At 74.1% G+C, this 20,423-nt stretch carries 17 protein-coding genes, 1 pseudogene and 2 riboswitches; of the genes and pseudogenes, 10 read left to right on the plus strand and 8 right to left on the minus strand.

Annotated features, from left to right (window positions below; all coding sequences use genetic code 11):
- Positions 1 to 17 precede the first annotated feature (17 nt).
- The 6 genes and pseudogenes from D9V37_RS04810 to D9V37_RS04835 all read left to right on the plus strand — a co-directional run bounded on the left by D9V37_RS04810 (position 18) and on the right by D9V37_RS04835 (position 7,480).
- On the plus strand, positions 18 to 566 hold the full coding sequence (locus D9V37_RS04810; protein ID WP_121805028.1) for a P-loop NTPase family protein: 549 nt from the start codon (positions 18 to 20) through the stop codon (positions 564 to 566).
- Positions 567 to 584: 18 nt separating this feature from the next.
- Positions 585 to 652, plus strand: a riboswitch (cobalamin riboswitch).
- 45 nt (positions 653 to 697) lie between these two features.
- Positions 698 to 2,755 (plus strand): VWA domain-containing protein, encoded by a 2,058-nt coding sequence (locus D9V37_RS04815; RefSeq protein ID WP_121805029.1) that lies wholly within the window; start codon positions 698 to 700, stop codon positions 2,753 to 2,755.
- A complete protein-coding gene (cobO, locus tag D9V37_RS04820; RefSeq protein ID WP_121805030.1) occupies positions 2,745 to 3,362 on the plus strand; it encodes a cob(I)yrinic acid a,c-diamide adenosyltransferase in 618 nt (205 codons plus the stop codon). Before D9V37_RS04815 ends, cobO begins: the two co-directional genes overlap by 11 nt.
- A pseudogene (locus D9V37_RS20975) lies at positions 3,356 to 5,658 on the plus strand (cobyrinate a,c-diamide synthase). Before cobO ends, D9V37_RS20975 begins: the two are co-directional and overlap by 7 nt.
- Positions 5,655 to 6,680 carry a nicotinate-nucleotide--dimethylbenzimidazole phosphoribosyltransferase gene (cobT, locus tag D9V37_RS04830; protein ID WP_121805031.1) on the plus strand — a complete coding sequence of 342 codons (1,026 nt, stop codon included), beginning with the start codon at positions 5,655 to 5,657 and terminating at the stop codon, positions 6,678 to 6,680. Before D9V37_RS20975 ends, cobT begins: the two are co-directional and overlap by 4 nt.
- The gene (locus tag D9V37_RS04835; RefSeq protein ID WP_232524748.1) at positions 6,677 to 7,480 is read left to right on the plus strand and encodes an adenosylcobinamide-GDP ribazoletransferase; all 804 of its coding nucleotides are present in this window, start codon (positions 6,677 to 6,679) and stop codon (positions 7,478 to 7,480) included. Before cobT ends, D9V37_RS04835 begins: the two co-directional genes overlap by 4 nt.
- Here the strand turns inward: D9V37_RS04835 and cobU are convergent.
- Positions 7,477 to 7,998, minus strand: a complete 522-nt coding sequence (gene cobU, locus D9V37_RS04840; RefSeq protein WP_121805032.1) for a bifunctional adenosylcobinamide kinase/adenosylcobinamide-phosphate guanylyltransferase — start codon at positions 7,996 to 7,998, stop codon at positions 7,477 to 7,479. The two genes, D9V37_RS04835 and cobU, sit on opposite strands and share 4 nt — an antisense overlap.
- Positions 7,999 to 8,009: 11 nt before the next feature.
- On the opposite strand from cobU, the gene D9V37_RS04845 reads away from it, so the two are divergent.
- Positions 8,010 to 8,927, plus strand: a complete 918-nt coding sequence (locus tag D9V37_RS04845) for a cobalamin biosynthesis protein (protein WP_121805033.1) — start codon at positions 8,010 to 8,012, stop codon at positions 8,925 to 8,927.
- Here D9V37_RS04845 and D9V37_RS04850 read toward each other — a convergent pair.
- The 4 genes from D9V37_RS04850 to cobN form a co-directional block, all read right to left on the minus strand.
- On the minus strand, positions 8,887 to 9,606 hold the full coding sequence (locus D9V37_RS04850; protein ID WP_121805034.1) for a cobalt-precorrin-6A reductase: 720 nt from the start codon (positions 9,604 to 9,606) through the stop codon (positions 8,887 to 8,889). The genes D9V37_RS04845 and D9V37_RS04850 overlap by 41 nt on opposite strands.
- On the minus strand, positions 9,603 to 11,018 hold the full coding sequence (locus D9V37_RS04855; RefSeq protein WP_121805035.1) for a cobyric acid synthase: 1,416 nt from the start codon (positions 11,016 to 11,018) through the stop codon (positions 9,603 to 9,605). The genes D9V37_RS04850 and D9V37_RS04855 overlap by 4 nt, the downstream gene beginning before the upstream one ends.
- Positions 11,015 to 11,758, minus strand: coding sequence for a precorrin-6A synthase (deacetylating) (gene cobF, locus D9V37_RS04860; RefSeq protein ID WP_269778363.1), 744 nt, complete (start codon positions 11,756 to 11,758; stop codon positions 11,015 to 11,017). Before cobF ends, D9V37_RS04855 begins: the two co-directional genes overlap by 4 nt.
- Before the next feature lie 97 nt (positions 11,759 to 11,855).
- Complete coding sequence (cobN, locus tag D9V37_RS04865) at positions 11,856 to 15,461, minus strand: cobaltochelatase subunit CobN (RefSeq protein WP_121805037.1); 3,606 nt, start codon at positions 15,459 to 15,461, stop codon at positions 11,856 to 11,858.
- Between the two features lie 171 nt (positions 15,462 to 15,632).
- Positions 15,633 to 15,779: riboswitch (cobalamin riboswitch) on the plus strand.
- Between the two features lie 33 nt (positions 15,780 to 15,812).
- Here cobN and D9V37_RS04870 point away from each other — a divergent pair.
- On the plus strand, positions 15,813 to 16,037 hold the full coding sequence (locus D9V37_RS04870; RefSeq protein ID WP_121805038.1) for a CbtB domain-containing protein: 225 nt from the start codon (positions 15,813 to 15,815) through the stop codon (positions 16,035 to 16,037).
- A gap of 21 nt (positions 16,038 to 16,058) precedes the next feature.
- Positions 16,059 to 16,928, plus strand: coding sequence for a CbtA family protein (locus tag D9V37_RS04875; protein ID WP_121805039.1), 870 nt, complete (start codon positions 16,059 to 16,061; stop codon positions 16,926 to 16,928).
- Here the strand turns inward: D9V37_RS04875 and D9V37_RS04880 are convergent.
- From D9V37_RS04880 to D9V37_RS04890, 3 genes are read right to left on the minus strand one after another with little or no spacing between them, the layout of a single operon-like run.
- Entirely contained in the window at positions 16,865 to 17,440 is a 576-nt protein-coding gene (locus D9V37_RS04880) for a (2Fe-2S)-binding protein (RefSeq protein ID WP_147455870.1), read from the minus strand. The two genes, D9V37_RS04875 and D9V37_RS04880, sit on opposite strands and share 64 nt — an antisense overlap.
- A gap of 35 nt (positions 17,441 to 17,475) precedes the next feature.
- Positions 17,476 to 18,015, minus strand: coding sequence for a cupin domain-containing protein (locus D9V37_RS04885; protein WP_232524750.1), 540 nt, complete (start codon positions 18,013 to 18,015; stop codon positions 17,476 to 17,478).
- A complete protein-coding gene (locus D9V37_RS04890; protein ID WP_121805041.1) occupies positions 18,012 to 18,884 on the minus strand; it encodes a LysR family transcriptional regulator in 873 nt (290 codons plus the stop codon). Before D9V37_RS04890 ends, D9V37_RS04885 begins: the two co-directional genes overlap by 4 nt.
- Before the next feature lie 141 nt (positions 18,885 to 19,025).
- Here D9V37_RS04890 and D9V37_RS04895 point away from each other — a divergent pair, with 141 nt between their 5' ends.
- Complete coding sequence (locus tag D9V37_RS04895) at positions 19,026 to 20,405, plus strand: LLM class flavin-dependent oxidoreductase (protein ID WP_121805042.1); 1,380 nt, start codon at positions 19,026 to 19,028, stop codon at positions 20,403 to 20,405.
- Positions 20,406 to 20,423 lie beyond the last annotated feature (18 nt).

Raw genomic sequence — 20,423 nt, forward strand, 5'->3', positions numbered from 1 at the left:
ACAGTAGCCTCGGGCGGGTGCTCGGAGCCGGCGACCCGTTGCCGGCGCGGCCCTCGCGCGTGGTGGTCGCGGGGGTGAGCGGCGCCGGGAAGACGACGTACGCACAGGCGATCGCGGCACGGCTCGCGATCCCGCACGTGGAGATCGACGCGCTCTACCACGGCGAGAACTGGGTGCCGCGCCCGTCGTTCGACCGCGATGTCGACGCACTCGTGGCGCGGCCGGCGTGGGTGACGGAGTGGCACTACGCCTCCGCCCGGCCGAAGGTCGCCGCCCGGGCGGAGGTGATGGTCTGGCTCGACCTGCCCTTTCGGATCACGTTGTTCCGTGTCGTCCGTCGAACCCTGCGTCGCCGGTTGCGGCGGGAGGTGTTGTGGAACGGCAACCGCGAGGGGCCGCTGTGGCGGTTCCTGGTCGACCCCGAGCACGTGGTGCGGTGGTCGGTGTCGACGCGGCACAGGTACGACGACCTCGTGCCGGCGGTGGCAGCGACGGCGCCGGAGCTGGTCGTCGTCCGGTTGCGCAGCAGGGCCGACGCGGCGCGCTGGCTCGATGCCTTAGCCTGAGCGCGGCACGAGAGCCCGGGGAAGCCGGTGGAAGTCCGGCACAGGCCCGCTGCGGTGACACGCGGAACGCGTGAAGTCCGAAGACCGGCCTCGTCGCCAGCTGTCCACTGGCACACGAGCGGGAGCCTCACATGCCGAAGCAGTACCCCTTCAGCGCCGTCGTCGGCTCCGACGACATGGCGCTGGCCCTTGTGCTCACCACGATCTCGCCCGAGGTCGGCGGCGTGCTGGTGCGCGGCGAGAAGGGCACGGCCAAGTCGACGATCGTGCGCGCGCTCGCGGCCGTGCTGCCGCCGATCACGGTCGTCGCCGGCGACCGGTTCTCCAGCGCTCCGGGCGAGACCTCGCCCGACGGCCTGCGCGCCGACGCCCCGACCGAGGTCCGTCCGGTGCGGCTGGTCGAGCTGCCGGTGGGCGCCACCGAGGACCGGGTGCTCGGCTCGCTGCACCTCGAGCGCGCGCTGTCGGAGGGCAAGGCCGAGTACGAGCCCGGACTGCTGGCCCGCGCGCACCGCGGGATCCTCTACGTCGACGAGGTCAACCTGCTCCACGACCACCTCGTCGACCTGCTGCTCGACGCCGCCGCGATGGGCCGCTCGACCGTGGAGCGCGACGGCGTCTCCGTGGAGCACGCGGCCCGGTTCGTGCTGGTGGGCACCATGAACCCCGAGGAGGGCGAGCTGCGCCCGCAGCTGCTCGACCGGTTCGGCCTCACCGTCGAGGTGGCCGCACCGCGCGACCCCGACGCCCGCGTGGAGGTGGTCCGCCGCCGGCTGGCCTTCGACGCCGACCCCGAGGCGTTCACCGCCCGCTTCGCCGACGCCGAGCAGGCGCTGACCGACCGGATCCAGGCGGCCCAGAAGCGCGTCGCCGAGGTCGAGCTGGGCGAAGCCGCGCTGCGCCAGATCGCCGAGGTCTGCGCGGCGTTCGACGTCGACGGCATGCGCGCCGACATCGTCACCGCCCGTGCCGCCGTCGCCCACGCTGCGTGGCAGGAGCGCACCGCCGTCACCACCGACGACGTCCGCGTGGCCGCCCGGCTCGCCCTCCCGCACCGCCGCCGCCGCAACCCCTTCGACGCCCCCGGTCTCGACGAGGACCTGCTCGACGACGTCCTCGGCAATGACCCCGAGCCGGACCCCGACCCGGACCCCGACCCGGATCCCGACCCCCAGCCGCCGTCGCCCGGGTCCGGCGAGGGCAGTGACTCTGGGGACTCTGGGGACTCTGGGGACTCTGGGGACTCTGGTGACTCCGGGGATGCGCCAACTGCGCACGTGCGCACCGGGCACGAGGAAACGGCCGGAAACGACGCGCCACCTTCGCACGTGCGCGATGGGCGCACCCCCGACGACGCCACCACCGACACCAACGTCGCCACGATGGACACCCCCTACCGCCCCAAGCTCTTCACCGTCCGCGGCACCGGGGCCGGGGAGGCCGGTCGCCGCTCGCGTGCGGTGACCGAGACCGGGCGTCGGGTCGGCTCGTCGGCCGGCGCGCACGGCAGCATCGACCTGACCGAGACGATCCGGGCGGCCGCCGCCTTCCAGCAGACGCGCGGCCGCACGACCGGGCCGCTGCGGTTCCGTCCCAGCGACCTACGGCTCGCCGAGCGCGAGGGCCAGGAGTCGAACCTGGTGCTGTTCTGCGTCGACGCCTCGGGGTCGATGGCGGCGAGGCGGCGGATGGAGGCGGTGAAGACCGCGATCCTCAGCCTGCTGCTCGACGCCTACCAGCGGCGCGACAAGGTCGGCCTGGTCACCTTCCGTGGCCAGCAGGCCGACCTCGCGCTGCCACCGACGCACTCCGTCGACGTCGCCGCCCGGCGGCTGGCCGAGCTGCCCGCGGGCGGGAGGACGCCGCTGGCCGAGGGGCTGCTCGAGGCGCACCGCGTGCTGGGTCTGGAGCGGGTGCGCGACCCGCGGCGGCGGCCGCTGCTGGTGGTGGTCACCGACGGCCGCGCCACGCACGGCCGCGACGCCGTGCCGCGCTCCCTGCGCGCCGCCGGACTGCTGCGGGAGGCCGGCGTCGCCTCGCTCGTCGTGGACTGCGAGGCCGGCGCGATGCGACTCGGTCTGGCCCGCGGGCTGGCCGAGCAGCTGCTGGCCGAGCACGTGCCCGTCGGCGAGATCAGCGCCACCGCCCTCACCCGGGCGGTACAGGAGAGGGGTCAAGGTGCCGCCTGAGGGGCGTCCGAGCGTCGTCCCCGACGACGGACTCACCACCAACCAGCGCCGCCACCAGCCGCTGCTGATGGTTCACACCGGCGACGGCAAGGGGAAGTCGACCGCCGCGTTCGGGCTGGCGTTGCGGGCCTGGAATCAGGGTTGGAACGTCGGGGTCTTCCAGTTCGTGAAGTCGGCCAAGTGGCGCATCGGCGAGCAGACCGTGCTCGAGCGGCTGGGCGAGCTGCACCTGCAGACCGGCGAGGGCGGACCCGTGGAGTGGCACAAGATGGGCGCCGGCTGGTCGTGGTCGCGCAAGGAGGGCAGCGCCGAGGACCACGCGGCCGAGGCCGCCGAGGGGTGGGCGGAGGTCAAGCGCCGCATCGCCGATGAGACCCACGACCTGCTGGTGCTCGACGAGTTCACCTACCCGATGGAGTGGGGCTGGGTCGACGTCGACGACGTCGTCTCGACGCTCGCCCACCGCCCCGGACGCCAGTACGTCGTCGTCACCGGCCGCCGCGCCCACCCGGCGCTGGTCGAGGCCGCCGACCTGGTGACCGAGATGACGAAGGTCAAGCACCAGATGGACCGGGGGCAGAAGGGCCAGAAGGGGATCGAGTGGTAGCGCGGCTGGTCGTCGCGGCACCGGCCACCGGCCAGGGCAAGACGACCGTCGCCACCGGGCTGATGGCCGCGCTCACGCGCGCCGGCCACGTGGTCAGCGGCCACAAGGTCGGTCCCGACTACATCGACCCCGGCTACCACGCGCTGGCCTGCGGGCGGCCCGGCCGCAACCTCGACCCGCACCTGGTCGGCGAGGAGCGCGTGGTGCCGCTGCTGCGCCATGGTGCCGCGGGCGCCGACGTCGCGATCGTCGAGGGCGTGATGGGTCTCTACGACGGCCGTGTGGGCGACGACGGGTTCGCCTCCACCGCCCACGTCGCCGCGCTGACGCGGAGCCCGGTGGTGCTGGTGGTCGACATCTCGCGCGCCTCGCGCAGCATCGGCGCGGTGGTGCACGGCATGGCGAGTTTCCGCGGCGGCGCCGACATCCGGGGCGTGATCCTCAACCAGGCGGGCTCGCCGCGTCACGTGGCCGAGGTGCGCTCGGTGATCGACCTGCCGGTGCTCGGCGTGCTGCCGCGCGACGAGGACGTCGCCGTCCCCAGCCGCCACCTCGGGCTGGTGCCCGCCGCCGAGCGGGGCGAGGCCGCGCACGCGCTGGACCGGCTGGCCGAGATCGTCGCCGAGCACGTCGACCTCGACGCCGTGCTCGACGTCGCCCGCCAGGCGCCGCCGCTGACCGACGACCCGTGGGACCCGACGCACGAGGTGACCGTGCCCGGCCCGCGCCGGCCGGTGGTGGCGATGGCCGGGGGCCGGGCGTTCACGTTCCGCTACGCCGAGACCGAGGAGCTCCTGCGCGCCGCCGGATGCGAGGTGGTCACCTTCGACCCGGTCACCGACCCGCTGCCCACCGGCACCGCCGGCGTCTACCTCGGCGGCGGCTTCCCCGAGGTGCACGCCGCCGACCTGGCCGGCAACGACCGCCTGCTCAAGGAGCTGCGCGACGCCGTCGCCGACGGGGTGCCCACCGTCGCGGAGTGCGCCGGGCTGCTCTACCTCGCGCGCAGCCTCGACGGCGTGCCGATGGTGGGTGCCGTCGACGCCGAGGCGGCGATGGCCCCGCGCCTGACCCTGCGCTACCCGGCGGCCACCGCGGCCGCCGACTCGCTGCTGGGCCGCCGCGGCGAGATGGTCACCGGCCACGAGTTCCACCGCACCGTCACCACCCCGCCCGCCGGCCCGACGCCCGCCTGGCTGGTCGACGGCGAGCCCAGTGGCTACGCCGGGCCCACCCTGCACGCCTCGTACCTCCACACCCACTGGGCTGGGCACCCCCAGCTCGCCCAGCGGTTCGCCGAGGCGGTGCACGGGTGAGGCCGGGACCGGCCGACCCGCTGGCCCACCACGGCGACGTCGAGGCACGCGGCCTGCTCGACCTAGCGGTCAACGTGTTCCCCGGTCCGCCGCCGGGGTGGCTGAGCGAGGCGATGCACGCCGCGCTCGACGCGAGCGGCAGCTATCCCGACCCGACCGCCGCCGAGCGGGCGCTCGCGGTCCGGCACGGTCGCGCACCGGGCGAGGTGCTCGCCACGGCCGGGGCGGCGGAGGCGTTCACGCTGCTGGCCCGGCGGCCGTGGCGGCGGCCGGTGGTGGTGCACCCGCAGTTCACCGAGCCGCACGCCGCCCTGCGAGAGGCCGGCCACGACGTCACCACCGTGCTCTGCGGCGACGGGTTCGGACTGCCCGCGGTGCCCGACGACGCCGACCTGGTCGTCGTCGGCAACCCCACCAACCCGACCGGCGTGCTCCATCCTCGCGCTGAGATCACTGCTCTCGCGCGGCCGGGGCGCACGGTGGTGGTCGACGAGGCGTTCATGGACGCCGTCCCCCACGAGCCTGAGACCCTGACCGGCGAGCCCGGCGTGGTCGTGACGCGCAGCCTCACCAAGATCTGGGGGATCCCGGGTGTGCGCGCCGGCTATCTGGTCGGGCCCGACGACCTCGTCGCCGAGCTGCGTCGCACGCAGCCGCTGTGGTCGGTCTCCGGCGTCGCCGCGGCCGCGCTGCTCGCGTGCGCGAGCGCCGATCCGACCGAGCGGGCGATCGAGCAGCGGGCCTGGCGCGAGGCGCTGGAGAAGGGGCTGGCGGACCTCGGCGTCGAGGTCGTGTCGTCGTCGGCCCCCTTCGTGCTCGCCCGCGTGGGCGACGGCGTCCACGCGAGCCTGCGTCGCGCCGGGATCGCCGTGCGCCGCTGCGACACGTTCCCGGGCCTCGGCCCCGACTGGGTGCGCATCGCCGCCCGCCCGCCCGACGTCACCCACCGCCTGCTCACCGCCCTGAAGGAGATCCGATGACCATCGCCCTGCCCTCGCAGCAGATCCAGACCGAGGCCCGCGAGCGACTCGCCGCGCTGGCCACGCCGGCCGGTGCGCTCGGTCGCCTCGGCGACCTCGGCGTATGGCTGTGTGCCGTGCAGGGACAGGTGCCGCCCGCGCCGCTCACCGACGTGCGGCTGGTGATCTTCGCCGGCGACCACGGCGTCGCCGCGCACGGCGTCTCGGCCTACCCGGCCGAGATCACGCCCGCCATGGTCCGCACCTTCCTCACCGGTCGCGCCGGTGTCAGCGCGCTCGCCGCGGCGAACGGCGTCGACGTCCGCGTGCTCGACCTCGGCGTCGACGACGACCTGGCCGGCGTCCCCGCCGAGGTCACCGCCCACAAGGTGCGGCGCGGGTCGGGGGCCATCCACCTCGAGGACGCTCTCACCGGCGAGGAGACCGCCCGCGCGCTGGAGGTCGGTGCCGCCGTCGCGGGCCAGGCGATCGCCGACGGCGCCCAGCTGCTGCTCTCCGGCGACATGGGCATCGGCAACACCACGCCCAGTGCGGCGCTGGTCGCGGCCGCCCTGGGGCTGCCCGCCTCCGAGGTGGTCGGTCGCGGCACCGGGGTGGACGACGAGGGCCTGCGCCGCAAGGAGAGCGTCATCGACTCCGCCCTGGCGCGGGCCGGGGCCCGCACCGACGACCCGGTCGACACCCTGACCGCGCTCGGCAGCGCCGACCTCGCCGCCACCGTCGGCTACCTGCTCGAGGCCGCGCGCTCCGGCGTGCCCGTGCTGCTCGACGGACTGATCTCGGTCGCCTGCGCGGTCACCGCCGACCGGATCGAGCCGGGCTGTGCGGCCTGGTTCGCCGCCGGCCACCGCTCCACCGAGCCGGCCCAGACCCTGGCGCTGGCCAAGCTCGGCCTGGAGCCCGTGCTCGACCTCGGCCTGCGGCTGGGCGAGGGCAGCGGCGCCGTGGCCGCCGTGCCGGTGCTGCGCGAGGCCATCGCCGTGATGAGCGACGTCGCGCTGCTCAGCGAGCTGATGCCGTGATCCTCGACGCCTGGCGGCTCGCCGTCGGCACGCTGACGGCGCTGCCGGTCCGGCCGCCGGCGAGCGTCGACCGGCGTACGGCGCGCGGGGCGATGCTGCTCGCGCCGGTCGCGGTGCTGCCGCTGGGTGTCGCGGTGTGGCTGGTGGGCTGGCTGTTCCAGCGCTTCGACGCCGGCTCACCGGCCACGGGGGTGGCGGCCATCGCGGTGGTGGTGCTCGGGACCCGGGCCTTCCACCTCGACGGTCTGGCCGACACCGCCGACGGCCTCGCCTCCTCCTACGACCGCGAGCGTTCGCTCGCGGTGATGAAGTCGGGTACGTCGGGCCCGGCCGGCGTGGCCGCCGTCGTGCTGGTGCTGCTGCTGCAGGTGCTCGCGGCGGGCCAGCTGCTCGAGCTGCCGCACGGACCGGTCGTGGCCGGCGCGGCGGTGTGCCTCTCGCGCACGGCGCTCTGGTTGACCTGCGCCGCCGGCGTGCCGGGTGCGCGGGCCGACGGTCTGGGGACGCCTTTCGTGGGCTCGGTGCCTCGACCGGTCGCCGTCGCGATGCCCGTCGTGGTGGTCGTGGTGGTCGTGGTGCTCGCGCGGTGGCTCGGCGGCTCGGTCGGACGTGGTGCCCTGACGGCCGTGCTGGCGGTGATCGCGGTGGGGCTGCTGGTCCTGCGCGCGCGCCGGAGGTTCGGCGGAGTCACCGGCGACGTCTACGGCGCCGCGATCGAGGTCTGCCTCGCGATCGTCCTGGCCGGTCTGGCCGGTGGTCTGAACACGGTCTACGTCGGCAGCTATGTACGGCTCGGTTAGAGATGCAGCACCCGACCGACGACCACCAGGTGCACCTCCTGGCACACCGCCGCCACCCGCTGGTTGACCACGCCGACCAGGTCGCGGAACAGCCGCCCCGACGCGTGCTCGGGCACGATGCCCAGCCCGACCTCGTTGGTGACCAGCACGAACTCGCCGTCGGTGGTCTCCAGGGCGTCGACGAGGGAGTCGGTGCGCTCCTCGACGATCGCGGTGGCCTGCTCCCGGTCGGGCCAGGCGCCGGCGTCGTCGAGCAGCCGGGTGACCCAGGTGCCCAAGCAGTCGACCAGCACTGCGCCGGGCGCCTCGATGACCGCCATCGCCAGGTCGGGGGTCTCCAGCGTCGTCCAGTGCTGCGGGCGCCGGGCCTGGTGCGCGGCCACGCGCGCGGCCCACTCGGCGTCGTCGTGCGGGGCCAGGCCGGGCACGACGTAGGTGACCTGCGGGTGCTGGTCGAGCAGCTGCTCGGCGTGCTGGGACTTGCCGGACCGGACACCGCCGGTGACGAGGGTCTTCATCGGGACCTCCCATGAGATGGCTGGGACTGCTGCTCGGCTTCCTCGCCGACCGGGTGTGCGGCGATCCTGCCCGATGGCACCCGGTGGCCGGTTTCGGGTGGCTGGCCGGGCGGCTGGAGCGGGTGCTGTACGCCGACTCCCGACGCGCCGGCTGCACACTTGCGTGCACTCTCGTCACGCTATGTGCCCTCGTGGGGCGTTCGTTCGAGCGCAGAACTGCGCAAGTGCGGGGTTTCGGCGCCGTCGGCACCGCAGCCGCCACCTGGGTGGTGCTCGGGGGCCGGTCGCTGGAGCGCGAGGCGCTGGCGGTGGCCGAGCTGCTCGAGGCAGACGACCTGCCGGCCGCCCGGCAGCGGCTCACCCACCTGGTCGGGCGCGACACCAGTCGGCTCGACGAGGCCGAGGTCGCCCGCGCCGTGGTGGAGTCGGTGGCCGAGAACACCTCCGACGCCGTGGTGGCGCCGCTGGTGTGGGGCGCGCTGCTCGGCGTGCCCGGGCTGCTGGCCTACCGCGCCGCGAACACCCTCGACGCGATGGTGGGTCACCGTACCGAGCGCTACCGCGAGTTCGGCTGGGCCTCGGCGCGGCTCGACGACGTGCTCAACCTGCCGGGCTCCCGCCTCACGGCGACCCTCGTGGTGCTGCTCGGCGACGACCCCCGGGGAGCGTGGCGGGCGTGGCGTCGCGACGCCCGCCTCCACCCGAGCCCGAACGCCGGGCCGGTCGAGGCCGCCTTCGCCGGGGCGCTCGGCGTGCGGCTGGGCGGCCGCAACGTCTACGCCAGCGGCGTGGAGGACCGCGCCGTGCTCGGCGACGGCCGCGCGCCCGCGCGCGAGGACGTCCGGCGGGCGACGGCCCTGGCGTGGCGGGTGGACGTCGCCGCGGTGCTCACGTGCGCAGCCATCGCAGCACGGCGTCGACGTCGCTGACGCAGGCGACCCCGGCCGGCGGGGCCGGTCGTCGCACCACCACGACGGGCACGCCCAGGGCCTCGGCGGCGTCGAGCTTGGCCACGGTGTGCCCGCCGCCGGAGTCCTTGGTGACCAGCACGTCGGCCCCGCGCATCGTCGCGGTCTCGCCGGCCAGGTCGTAGGGGCCGCGGCTGGTGAGCAGCGTCCAGGTCGCCGGCAGGTCCAGGTCGGGCGGGTCGACGACTCGCACCAGGGCGGCCGCCTCGGCCAGCGGTCCGACGAAGGCCGCCAGCGGTTGCCGGCCCACCGTCAGGAAGGGCCGCGTGCCGACCGAGGCCGCCAGCCGCGCCGCCTCGTGGTGGTCCTCGGCCCAGCGCCAGCCCGTCCGTGGCGTCCAACCGGGGCGTTGCAGCCGCAGCGACCGCACGCCCACCTCGGCGCACGCGGCGGCGGCGTGGGCCGAGATCGTCGGCGAGAACGGGTGGGTCGCGTCCACCACCGCGTCGGGCCGCTCCTTGCGCAGGTACGCCGCCAGCCCGGCCGGCCCGCCGAAGCCGCCGATGCGCACGCGCCCCTCGGGCAGCCGGGGCCGGGCGACCCGCCCGGCCAGCGAGGAGACCGGGTCGAGCCCGGCGGCCACCAGTCGCGTGGCCAGCTGCCGCGCCTCCCCGGTGCCGCCCAGCACCAGTACGCTCACGGTCCGACCGCCAGCACCGGCAGGTCGGGCACGCCCCGTTCGGCGAGGCCGAGCAGCGCGTCGACGTCGAGGTGCTGCTCCACCAGGTCGGCCAGGAGATCGAGCCGCCGCTCGCGCGCCGCCGGGAACGACGCCTGAGCGCCGACCCCCAGGGCCGAGCGCAGGAAGGCGTCGCGGGCCGCGTCGTCCTCGAGCGAACCGTGCACCATCGTGCCGGTCACCGCGCCCGACACCCGCGTGCCGCTCACCCGGCCGTGGTGGATCTCGTAGCCGGCCGGCTCGTGGGTGCGCAGCACCTTCTCGGCGGTGAACTCGGTGACCAGATCGAGCAGCCCCAGCCCCTCGATCTGCGCCGGTGCGCCCTCGACGCCCGCGGGGTCGGCGATGGTGCGACCCAGCATCTGACAGCCGCCGCAGATGCCGAGCACCGGACGTCCCGCCTCGGCGTGGGCGAGGATCGCCCGGTCGAGCCCGCGCGAGCGCAGCCAGGCCAGGTCGGCGATCGTGGCGCGGGTGCCCGGCAGCACCACGAGGTCGGCGTCGGAGATGCCGCGCGGGTTGGTGGCGAAGACGACGTCGAGCGAGGGCTCCAGCCCCAGCGCGTCGACGTCGGTGAAGTTGGAGATCCGCGGCAGCCGGACCACCGCCACCCGCAGCGTGCCGTCGCCGGAGCGGCGCGACTCCAGGTCAAGCGCGTCCTCGGAGTCCAGCCAGACGTCGGGGTGCCAGGGCAGCACGCCGTAGACCGGGCGTCCGGTCAGCTCGCCCAGCCGGTCGAGCCCGGGCTTCAGCAGCGACTCCTCGCCCCGGAACTTGTTGACCACGAACCCCGCCACCAGCCGCTGGTCCTCGGGCTCCAGCAGCGCGACCGTGCCGAAGAACGCCGCGAACACCCCGCCGCGGTCGATGTCGCCGACCACGACGGTGGGCACGTCGCCGTGCCGGGCGAGCCCCAGGTTCACGTAGTCGGAAGCCCGCAGGTTGATCTCGGCCGGGCTGCCGGCGCCCTCGGCGACCACCAGCTCGAAGCGGCTGCGCAGATCGTCGAAGGCCGCGTACGCCGCCTCGGCCAGGTGGCGCCGACCGGTCACGAAGTCGGTGGCCGAGACCGATCCGGCGGGCTGCCCCATCAGCACCACGTGGCTGCGCCGGTCGCTGCCGGGCTTGAGCAGCACCGGGTTCATCGCGACCTCGGGCTCGGCCCTCGCCGCCCGGGCCTGGATCCACTGCGCGCGGCCGATCTCGGCCCCACCAGCCCAGCCGGACGGCACCACCATCGAGTTGTTCGACATGTTCTGCGCCTTGAACGGCGCCACCGCGATGCCGCGGCGCGACGCCGCCCGGCACAGCCCGGTGGTCACGACCGACTTGCCGGCGTCGGAGGTGGTCCCGGCCACCAGGAGCGCGCTCACCTGCGCACCAGGAACACGTCCATCACCCAGCCCGCACGCTCCTTGGCGCGCACGCGGGCCGACTCGATCTGCGCCAGCACGTCACCCACTCGTCCGGCCACGAGCTCCTCGGAGGCCGTGCCCAGGTTGGCCCCCCACCAGATCGACCAGTCCGCCATCTCGGCCAGGTCGAGGGTGCGGTTGAGCATGACCACGATGTTGTCCTGGCCGGCCTCGACCGCCTCGCGCAGCCGGCGGCCGGTGGTCACGTGCAGCGCCTGGCCGACCTCGTGGAGCACCACACCGTGCCGAGCGGCCAGCAGCTGGAGGCTGGAGATGCCGGGCACGACGCGCACCTCGAACGCGACGTTCCCGCGCTCGCACACCTGCTCCACCACGCGGATCGTGGAGTCGTAGAAGGCGGGATCGCCCCACACCAGGAACCCGGCGTCGCCCTCGTGGGTCAGCAGTGCCTGCTCGAACGCCACCGCCCGGGCCTCGTGCCAGGACGCCACCACCGCCTCGTACTCGGCCTGCGACGCCGTGCGGTCCGGACGCCGCTCGCGCTCGGGGTCCTCGACCCGCACCACGACCGGCTCGCGGTCGAGGTGGCGCTCCAGCAGTCGTTCGCGAGCGTTGACCAGCGGGTCAGGCATGCCACCTCGCGGCGACTTGTCGCTGACCACGAAGAAGGCCACCGCCCGCATCGCGGCCACCGCCTCGAGCGTCACCTGCTCGGGATCGCCGGGGCCGACTCCGATGAGCCAGACGCGGCGAGGGGGTTCCGGGGTGGCCGGGGGGTTTCGAGACGGTTGCTGCGCAACCTCCTCAACCTCAGGGGTGGGCGGGGCGCCCTCCTCAACCACCGTTGCGGTCCTCGAGGTCGCCCTCGGTGTCGAGGTAGACCTGCTGCATGGCGGCGAGCGTGTCGGCGTCGGGCTCGGCCCACAAGCCGCGGTCGACGGCCTCGTGGAGCTTCTCGACGATGCCGCGCAGCGCCCAGGGGTTCGACTTCTTCATGAACTCCTGGTTGGTCTCGTCGAGCACGTACTCCTGCGCGAGCTTCTCGTACATCCAGTCGTGCACCACGCCGGTCGTGGCGTCGAAGCCGAACAGGTAGTCCACCGTGGCGGCGAGCTCGAAGGCGCCCTTGTAGCCGTGCCGCTGCATCGCGCCGATCCACCGCGGGTTGACCACGCGGGCGCGGAAGACGCGGTTGGTCTCCTCCTGCAGCGTCCGGGTGCGCACGGCGTCGGGCGTGGTGGAGTCGCCGACGTAGGCCTGCGGGTCGGCGCCGGTCAGCGCGCGCACGGTGGCGACCATGCCGCCGTGGTACTGGTAGTAGTCGTCGGAGTCGGCGATGTCGTGCTCGCGGGTGTCGATGTTCTTGGCCGCCACCTTGATGCGCCGGTAGTTCGAGCGCATGTCGTCGGCCGCGGCGACGCCGTCGAGGTCGCGGCCGTAGGCGAAGCCGCCCCAGGCGGTGTAGACCTCGGCCAGGTCCTGGTCGTCGCGCCAGCTGCCCGACTCGACCGCCTGCAGGATCCCCGCACCGTACGAGCCCGGCTTGGAGCCGAAGATCCGCGTGGTGGCGCGACGCTGGTCGCCGTGCGCGGCCAGCTCGGCGCGGGTGTGGGCGCGCACGAAGTTCTGCTCGTCGGGCTCCTCGAGGTCGGCCACCAGCCGCACCGCGTCGTCGAGCATGGCGACCACGTGCGGGAAGGCGTCGCGGAAGAACCCCGAGATCCGCACCGTCACGTCGATCCGCGGGCGCCCGAGCTCCTCGAGCGGCACCACGTGCAGCTGCTGCACGCGGCGCGAGGCCTCGTCCCACTCGGGCCGGACGCCGAGCAGGGCCAGCACCTCGGCGACGTCGTCGCCCGAGGTGCGCATCGCGCTGGTGCCCCACACGCTCAGCCCCACCGACGCCGGGTAGTCGCCGGTGTCGTCGAGGTAGCGCTGCACCAGCGAGTCGGCCATCGCCTGGCCGGTCTCCCAGGCCAGCCGCGACGGCACCGCCCGCGGGTCGACGGTGTAGAAGTTGCGGCCGGTGGGCAGCACGTTGACCAGACCGCGCAGCGGCGAGCCCGACGGCCCGGCCGGTACGAAGCCGCCGTCGAGCGCGTGGAGCACGGCGTCGAGCTCGTCGGTGGTGCGGCCCAGCCGCGGCACCACCTGCTCGGCGGCGAAGGCCAGCACGCGCTGCACCTGCGGGTCGTCGTGCAGCGTGGTCGCCGCCGCGGGCGACCAGCCGGCCGCCTCCATGCCCTCCACCAGCGCCCGCGCCTGGCGCTCGGCGTCGTCGACGGCCGTGGCGGCCTCGGCGCCCTCCTTGAGGCCCAGCGCCGCACGCAGCCCCGGCACCGCCGCCTGCTGGCCGCCCCACACCTGGGCCGCGCGCAGGATCGCCAGCACCAGGTTGACGCGGGCCTCGCCGTCGGGTGCCTGACCCAGCACGTGCAGCCCGTCGCGGATCTGGGCGTCCTTGATCTCGCACAGCCAGCCGTCGACGTGGAGGATGAAGTCGTCGAACTCCTCGTCGTCCGGCCGTTCCTCGAGCCCGAGGTCGCGGTGCATCTCCGCGGCGTGCATGAGGGTCCAGATCTCCGCGCGGACGGCCGGCAGCTTGGCGGGGTCCATGGCCGCGATGTTGGCGTGCTCGTCGAGCAGCTGCTCCAGGCGCGCGATGTCGCCGTAGGTCTCGGCCCGCGCCATCGGCGGGATGAGGTGGTCGACGATCGTCGCGTGCGCCCGACGCTTGGCCTGCGCACCCTCGCCGGGGTCGTTGACCAGGAACGGGTAGACCAGCGGCAGGTTGCCGATGGCCGCATCGGCGCCGCAGGAGGCCGAGAGCGCCGCGTTCTTGCCCGGCAGCCACTCCATCGAGCCGTGCTTGCCCAGGTGCACCACCGCGTGCGCGCCGAAGCCGCCGGAGTCGGTCGAGCCCTCGATCCAGCGGTAGGCCCCCAGGTAGTGGTGCGACGGCGCCAGGTCGGGGTCGTGGTAGATCGCCACCGGGTTCTCGCCGAACCCGCGCGGCGGCTGGATCAGCAGCACCACGTTGCCGGCGCGGATCGTGGCCAGCACCAGCTCCTGGGCCTCGTTGACGAAGAGCGACCCCGGCGCCTCGCCCCACGCCTCGCGGACGGCGTCGGTCAGCTCGGCGGGCAGCCCCGCGGTCCAGTCGAGGTACTGCTCCCGGGTGATGCGCACGTGCGCGTCGGTGAGCTGCGCCTGGGTGAGCCACTCCTCGTCCTGGCCGCCGGCGTCGATGAGGGCGTGGATGAGCGCGTCGCCGGCCTCGGTGTCGTCCGCAAGGTCCAGGCCCGGGATCTCACCCGGTGCGCCGAGGTCGTAGCCCGCCTCGCGCATCCGGCGCAGCAGTCGGACCGTGGAGACGGGGGTGTCGAGACCGACCGCGTTGCCCACGCGGGAGTGCTTGGTGGGGTAGGCGCTGAGCATCAGGGCCACGCGCCGCTCGGCGGGCTGCGTACGCCGCAACCGGGCGTGGGCCACCGCGATGCCGGCCACGCGTGCGCAGCGCTCGGGGTCGGCCACGTAGCGGGGCAGACCGTCGGCGTCGACCTCCTTGAACGAGAACGGCGCGGTGATGATCCGGCCGTCGAACTCGGGGATGGCGATCTGGGTGGCCGAGTCGAGCGGGGTGACTCCGTCGTCGGAGGCCTCCCACTCGGCGCGGCTGCTGGTGAGGCAGAGCCCTTGCAGCACAGGGATGTCGAGGGCGGCCATGCGCTCGACGTCCCACGCCTCGTCGTCGCCGCCGGCGCTCGCGCCGGCCGGTGTGCTGCCTCCCGCGGCGAGCACGGTGACCACCAGCGCGTCGAGGGTGCCGAGCGCGTCGTAGAGGTCGTCGGGGGCCGAGCGCAGCGAGGAGCTGAAGATCGGCCGGCCGACCGCCTGGCCGGTGGCGTCGATGGCGTCGGCCAGGGCATGGGCGAAGGCGTCGTTGCCGCTCATCTGGTGCGCCCGGTAGAACAGCACGCCCACGCGAGGGAGGTCGCCCTCCACCGCGTCACGCTCCGCCCAACCCCAGGCCGGCACCTGGGCCGGCGGCTCGAAGCCCTCGCCGGTGAGCAGGACGGTGTCGGAGAGGAACGCGTGCAGCTGGGCGAGGTTGCCCGGGCCGCCCTCGGCCAGGTAGCGGTGGGCCTCGGCCGCGATGCCGATGGGCACGCTGGAGAGCTCCATCAGCTCGGCGCTGGGCTGCTGCTCGCCGCCCAGCACCACCATCGGCTTGCCGGTGGCGCGGATCCGCCGGAAGCCCTCGCACAGGTCCTGCGGCGAGCCGAGGATACGACCGACCACGAGGTCGGCGGCCTCGATCGCCTCGGCCATCGACTGGTGCCCGGGGCGGGCGGGGTTGGCGAACAGGTAGTCCGCGCCGCAGGCGCGGGCGGAGAGCAGGTCGGTGTCGGACGTCGACAACAGCGCGATGCGGGTCATGGGGGTCCTCCTCGGGGTTCGCGCCCCTCGTCGGTGGGTGTCGCACGGCCAGTGTCTGGCTGGGCGCCGACAGTTCCTCGTCGACGCCTCACAGTGGCGGAACCGCCCCGGACTTCAGCGGGTGTGCTGGCACCGGGTTCCTGCACCGTGCGACCTGTGGCGATCAGCCTACGGCCGAGGGGCTGCGCCGGTGCGCGGCACGTACTAGAGTCCGACCCGACGTCGGAGCGAGGAAGCTGGTGCAACTCCAGCACGGTCCCGCCACTGTGAGCAGCGCGAGCTGCGAGTCAGGTCATCGGCCGGCGTCGTCCATCCGCACACAGGGAACGCGAGATTCCCGGAGGAGTTCACATGAGCAACGCCGCCGCCCAGACCCACCCCCAGGCCGTCACGGTCCCGGTCGTCACGGCCCAGACCAAGTCGATCGCCATCCTGCTCGCCACCGCGCTGATCGCCTTCGGCGTCTACTACTTCATCGGCATCGACCAGGGCGCCTGGTCGGTGTTCGGCAAGAGCATGGTCATCCACGAGTTCTTCCACGACGGCCGCCACTTCCTCGGCTTCCCCTGCCACTGATCACCTGCTGACCTGCAGCTGATGGAGCTCAAGCTCATCGGCCGAGGTGTGCTCGCAGGAGCCCTCGGCGGACTACTGGCCTACGTCTTCGCCCGCATCTTCGCCGAACCGGTGATCGGCCAGGCGATCGACTACGAGAGCGGCCGCGACGCCGCTCAGCACAAGCTCGACCTCGCCCAAGGCCTCCCGGTGGCCCACGAGGGCCACGAGATCTTCACGCGCACGATCCAGGGCTGGGTCGGCATCGGCGCCGGCCTGGTGCTCTTCGGCGCGGCCATGGGGGCGCTCTTCGCGGTCGCTTATGCCGTGTGCCTGGGCCGCACCGGCCGGGTGCGGCCGCGTCAGCTGGCGCTGCTGGTGGCCGCCGCCGGGTTCGTGCTGCTCTACCTCGTGCCGTTCGTGAAGTACCCGGCCAACCCGCCGGCCATCGGGCACGAAGAGACCATCCGGGCGCGCAGCGAGCTCTACATCGTCACCGTGTTCTGCTCGGTGCTCTTCGGCTTCCTGGCCGTCTACGTCGGCCAGAAGCTGGCCGCGAGGTGGGGCAGCTGGCGGGCCACCCTGCTCGCCGGCGCAGGGTTCGTCGTGCTGATGGCGGTGGTGATGCTCGTGCTGCCCCCGCTGGGTCACCTGCACGACAACGTGGTCGAGTACGGCCGCCACCGCACCGAGACGCCGCTGCCACTGCGCGACGGCACCGGCCGGATCGTGTTCCCCGGCTTCAACGCGGACCTGCTCTACCGGTTCCGGCTCTACTCGGTCGGCGCGCAGCTGATCTTGTGGACCACCATCGGACTGGTGTTCGCGCCCCTGGCCGAGCGGCTGCTTCAGCCCCCGGGCACCGCGTCGAAGACGCAGTCGCCGCAGAGCCCCGCGCCGGTCACCTCGTAGAACAGGCAGCAGGTCCGGCGTCGGCCGTCGGGGTCGAGCTCGCCCGCATACGGGGGCCGCGCGAGCAGCGCGGCCACCAGCGGCTCGGCCTCGGGGAGCTCGTGCACTCGAGGCACCGCCCGCAGGCTGGCCGCGGCGTTGGCCCACAGCAGCCGTGGTGCGAGCGGCAGCAGGTCCACTACCGGTGCCAGCACCGAGCGCGCGGCGGCGTCGACGTCGTCGACGCTCGGGGCCGCCCGGGTGCGCCACCGACTCATCCCCAGCACCAGCGCGCCGTCGTCGTCGCGGGCCACCAGGTCCGCGACGTCGACGAGCACGCCGTCGCGGGCGGCCGGCACCAGCAGCACCGACCACAGCCGCGAGGCCACGCCCATCACCACCGCCGACTGCCCCACCCGCAGCGGCGCGCCGCCGAGCCGCCCGCAGATCCGCTCGGCCAGCCCGCCCGCCACCAGCTCGGGCAGCGGCCGGTAGCGCTCGTCGGGCTCGCGGTCGAGCGGCCACACCTCCACGGGCGCCACTCTCTCAGGGCGCCGGTGACCTCCGATCAGCGACGCGTGCGCTCGACCTCGCGCCAGTCCAGGCCGGCCAGGTTGACCACGATCGCCTCCTGGGTGGTGCGGGCGATCACCACCACCGCCTCGTCGGCGGGGTCGGGGTTCTCCTCGCGGTGCGGGACCCACGGCGGTACGAAGACGTAGTCGCCCGGGGAGGTCTCGACGTGGGTCTCGACGGGCTGGTCGCCGTCGACCTCGAGGAAGACGAACACCGGGTGGCCCGAGACGACGTAGATGGCGGTCTCCGACGCACCGTGGTGGTGGTTGGCCGAGGCCGTCTCCGCGGGCACGTGGGTCTGACCCATCCACAGCGACGAGGAGCCGACGGTCTTGCCGCTGATGGCCTCCAGCCGCCGCATGCCGCTGGTCTGGGTGGTGTCGCCGACCAGCCCGGCCGGGGCCACGTGGTGCAGCACCCGGTGGAAGGGGTCGATGTCGGCCGGCACGAGCACTCCGCTCGCGGTGCGCACCATGCCATCCGGTGTGCCGTCCGGTGTGCCGTCGGTGCCGGCTGGTTGCTCCTGGTTCACGACGCCGCCTCCATCGTGGCCAGCCGGCGGGGCAGCAGTGGGGCCACGGTCTTTGCGGTGAGCCGGCGCACGCGCTCGTCGAACCCCGGCCGGGCGCAGACGTAGAGCGGCAGCGGCGCGGCCTCGGGCAGGTCGGTGCGGGGCACGAGTCCCTGCGGGGTCTGGCCCATCGTGGCCATCAGTGCCACGCCGAGTCCGGCGCCGACGCCGGCCTGGACGCCGGCCAGCTGGGTGGCCTCGGCTCCCACGACGGCCGCGATCGCGTGGTCCGACAGCGTCTCCAGGGCGCGGCTGCGCAGCGCGCACGGCTCGTCGAAGGCGACCACCGGCACCGGCGCCGGGCCGGTCGGAGGGCTCCAGGTGGGGGAGGAGAACCAGGTCAGCGCCAGCTCGCCCACGGGCGCGGCGGCGGGATCGCCGGGGTGCAGCAGCAGGGCGAGGTCGAGAGTGCCGGCGGCCAGTGCCTCGCGCAGCCGGGTGCCGCGGTCGATGCGGAACCGGAAGCGGTGGCCGGGGGCGCTGACCTCGAGCGCGGCGGCCAGGGCGGGCAGCAGCTGCGAGGCGGCGTGCTCGGTGGACCCGATGGTCACCGTCGGCTCGGCCGGGGCGGCGAAGCTGCGCAGGGTGTCGTCGTGCAGGTCCAGGATCCGGCGCGCCTGCACCAGGAGCCGGTCGCCGTCGGCGGTGAACCGTGAGCCGCGGCCGTGGCGCTCGACCAGCGCCCGGCCGGTGGCGGCCTCGAGGCGCCGGATGTGCTGGCTGACGCCGGCCTGGCTCAGGTGCAGCGAGGTGGCCGCCCGCTGGAACCCACCGCAGTCGGCCACGGCCACCAGGCTGCGCAGCGGCGCGATGTCCAACACCTTGCTCATGTCGATCAGGTTAGTGCACTTAACCCGACGAGCGATCACGCGGCGCGATGGGTCTCATCAGAAAGCGGCGTTGGAGTCTGGACGGCTAAGTCTTGTAAGTTGCTGGACATAGGCAAGCACGGCAACCGGGAAGAGGGATCGATGGGCTCGCCGCGCCAGACCCACCAGCGCCAGACCCAGCAGCGCCAGATGCACTTGGGCGCGGTGCCCTACGGCACCGGCGGCCCGGGCAGCCACACCCTGTGGTTGGACCCGGAGATCCCCGGTGACGCCAGCGTGGACGTCGACTGGTTCGTCGAGATGGCCCAGCTGGCCGAGCGCGGGCTGTTCGACCTGGTCTTCATCGTCGACAGCCAGTTCATCACTCCCTACTCCCCGCCCCATTACCTCAACCGCCTCGAGCCGCTGACCCTGCTCAGCGCGCTGGCCACCCAGACCAGCCGCATCGGCCTGGTGGGCACGGCCACGACCTCCTTCAACAGCCCGTTCAACCTGGTGCGGCGGCTGGGCAGCCTGGACCTGATCAGCCACGGCCGCGCCGGGTGGAACGTCGTCACCACCGGCGACGCCGGCACGGCCGGCAACTACGGGCTCGACGAGCACTTCGACTACGACACCCGCTACGGGCGCGCGCAGGAGTACGTCGAGCTGGCCCGGGCGCTGTGGGACTCCTACGAGGACGACGCGTTCGTGCGCGACCGTGAGAGCGGGGTCTTCTTCGACCGCAGCAAGCAGCACGTGCTCGACCACGAGGGCACCTACTTCAAGGTGCGCGGCCCGCTCAACCTGCAGCGCTCGCCGCAGGGGCACCCGGTGGTCTTCCAGGCCGGCGACTCCGACCAGGGCCGCGACCTGGGCGCCAGCGTCGGCGAGGGGATCTTCACCCATGCCCCCGACATCCCCAGCGGCCAGGCCTTCTACGACGACATCAAGACCCGCGCGCAGCGCAGGTTCGGCCGCAACCCCGACCACCTGGTGATCATGCCGGGCATCAAGGTCGTGCTCGGCGACACCGACGAGGAGGCCCGCGAGATCGAGGCCACCGACAACGAGCGCGACCACACCTTCACCGCCGCGCTGGAGGAGTTCGGCCGTCCGTTCGGCTGGCACGACTTCACCCGCTACGACCTCGACGCGCCGTTCCCGGCCGAGGCGCTGCGCTACGGCGAGCGCTCGTTCTACACCCGCGCCAAGGAGATCACCGAGCGGGCGCAGGCCAGCGGCTGGACGCTGCGCCAGGCCGTCGAGGCCACCCGGCAGTTCCGCAAGAGCCCGTTCGTGGGCACCGCGAGCACGGTGGCCGACGCCCTGGTCGAGTGGTGGCAGGCGCGCGCCTGCGACGGCTTCAACATCGGCATCGACCACCCGGCCAACTTCCGCCGCGTCGTCGACGAGCTCGTGCCTGCGCTGCAGGAGCGCGGCGCGTTCCGCACCGACTACGACTCCACCACCCTGCGTGGCCATCTCGGGCTGCCCGTCCCCGCCAACCGGTACGCCGCCGCTGCGGCCACCGCCGGCTGACCCATCCGCCCACCCGCT

Origin of the sequence: Nocardioides mangrovicus (assembly GCF_003674065.1) — a bacterium.
Classification (GTDB): domain Bacteria; phylum Actinomycetota; class Actinomycetes; order Propionibacteriales; family Nocardioidaceae; genus Marmoricola; species Marmoricola mangrovicus.

Coding starts and splice junctions, on each gene's coding strand:
- D9V37_RS04815 (WP_121805029.1), top strand. CDS start 698: ATGCCGAAGCAGTACCCCTTCAGCGCCGTCGTCGGCTCCGACGACATG.
- cobT (WP_121805031.1), top strand. CDS start 5,655: ATGACCATCGCCCTGCCCTCGCAGCAGATCCAGACCGAGGCCCGCGAG.
- cobU (WP_121805032.1), bottom strand. CDS start 7,998: ATGAAGACCCTCGTCACCGGCGGTGTCCGGTCCGGCAAGTCCCAGCAC.
- D9V37_RS04845 (WP_121805033.1), top strand. CDS start 8,010: ATGAGATGGCTGGGACTGCTGCTCGGCTTCCTCGCCGACCGGGTGTGC.
- cobN (WP_121805037.1), bottom strand. CDS start 15,461: ATGACCCGCATCGCGCTGTTGTCGACGTCCGACACCGACCTGCTCTCC.
- D9V37_RS04870 (WP_121805038.1), top strand. CDS start 15,813: ATGAGCAACGCCGCCGCCCAGACCCACCCCCAGGCCGTCACGGTCCCG.
- D9V37_RS04875 (WP_121805039.1), top strand. CDS start 16,059: ATGGAGCTCAAGCTCATCGGCCGAGGTGTGCTCGCAGGAGCCCTCGGC.
- D9V37_RS04890 (WP_121805041.1), bottom strand. CDS start 18,884: ATGAGCAAGGTGTTGGACATCGCGCCGCTGCGCAGCCTGGTGGCCGTG.
- D9V37_RS04895 (WP_121805042.1), top strand. CDS start 19,026: ATGGGCTCGCCGCGCCAGACCCACCAGCGCCAGACCCAGCAGCGCCAG.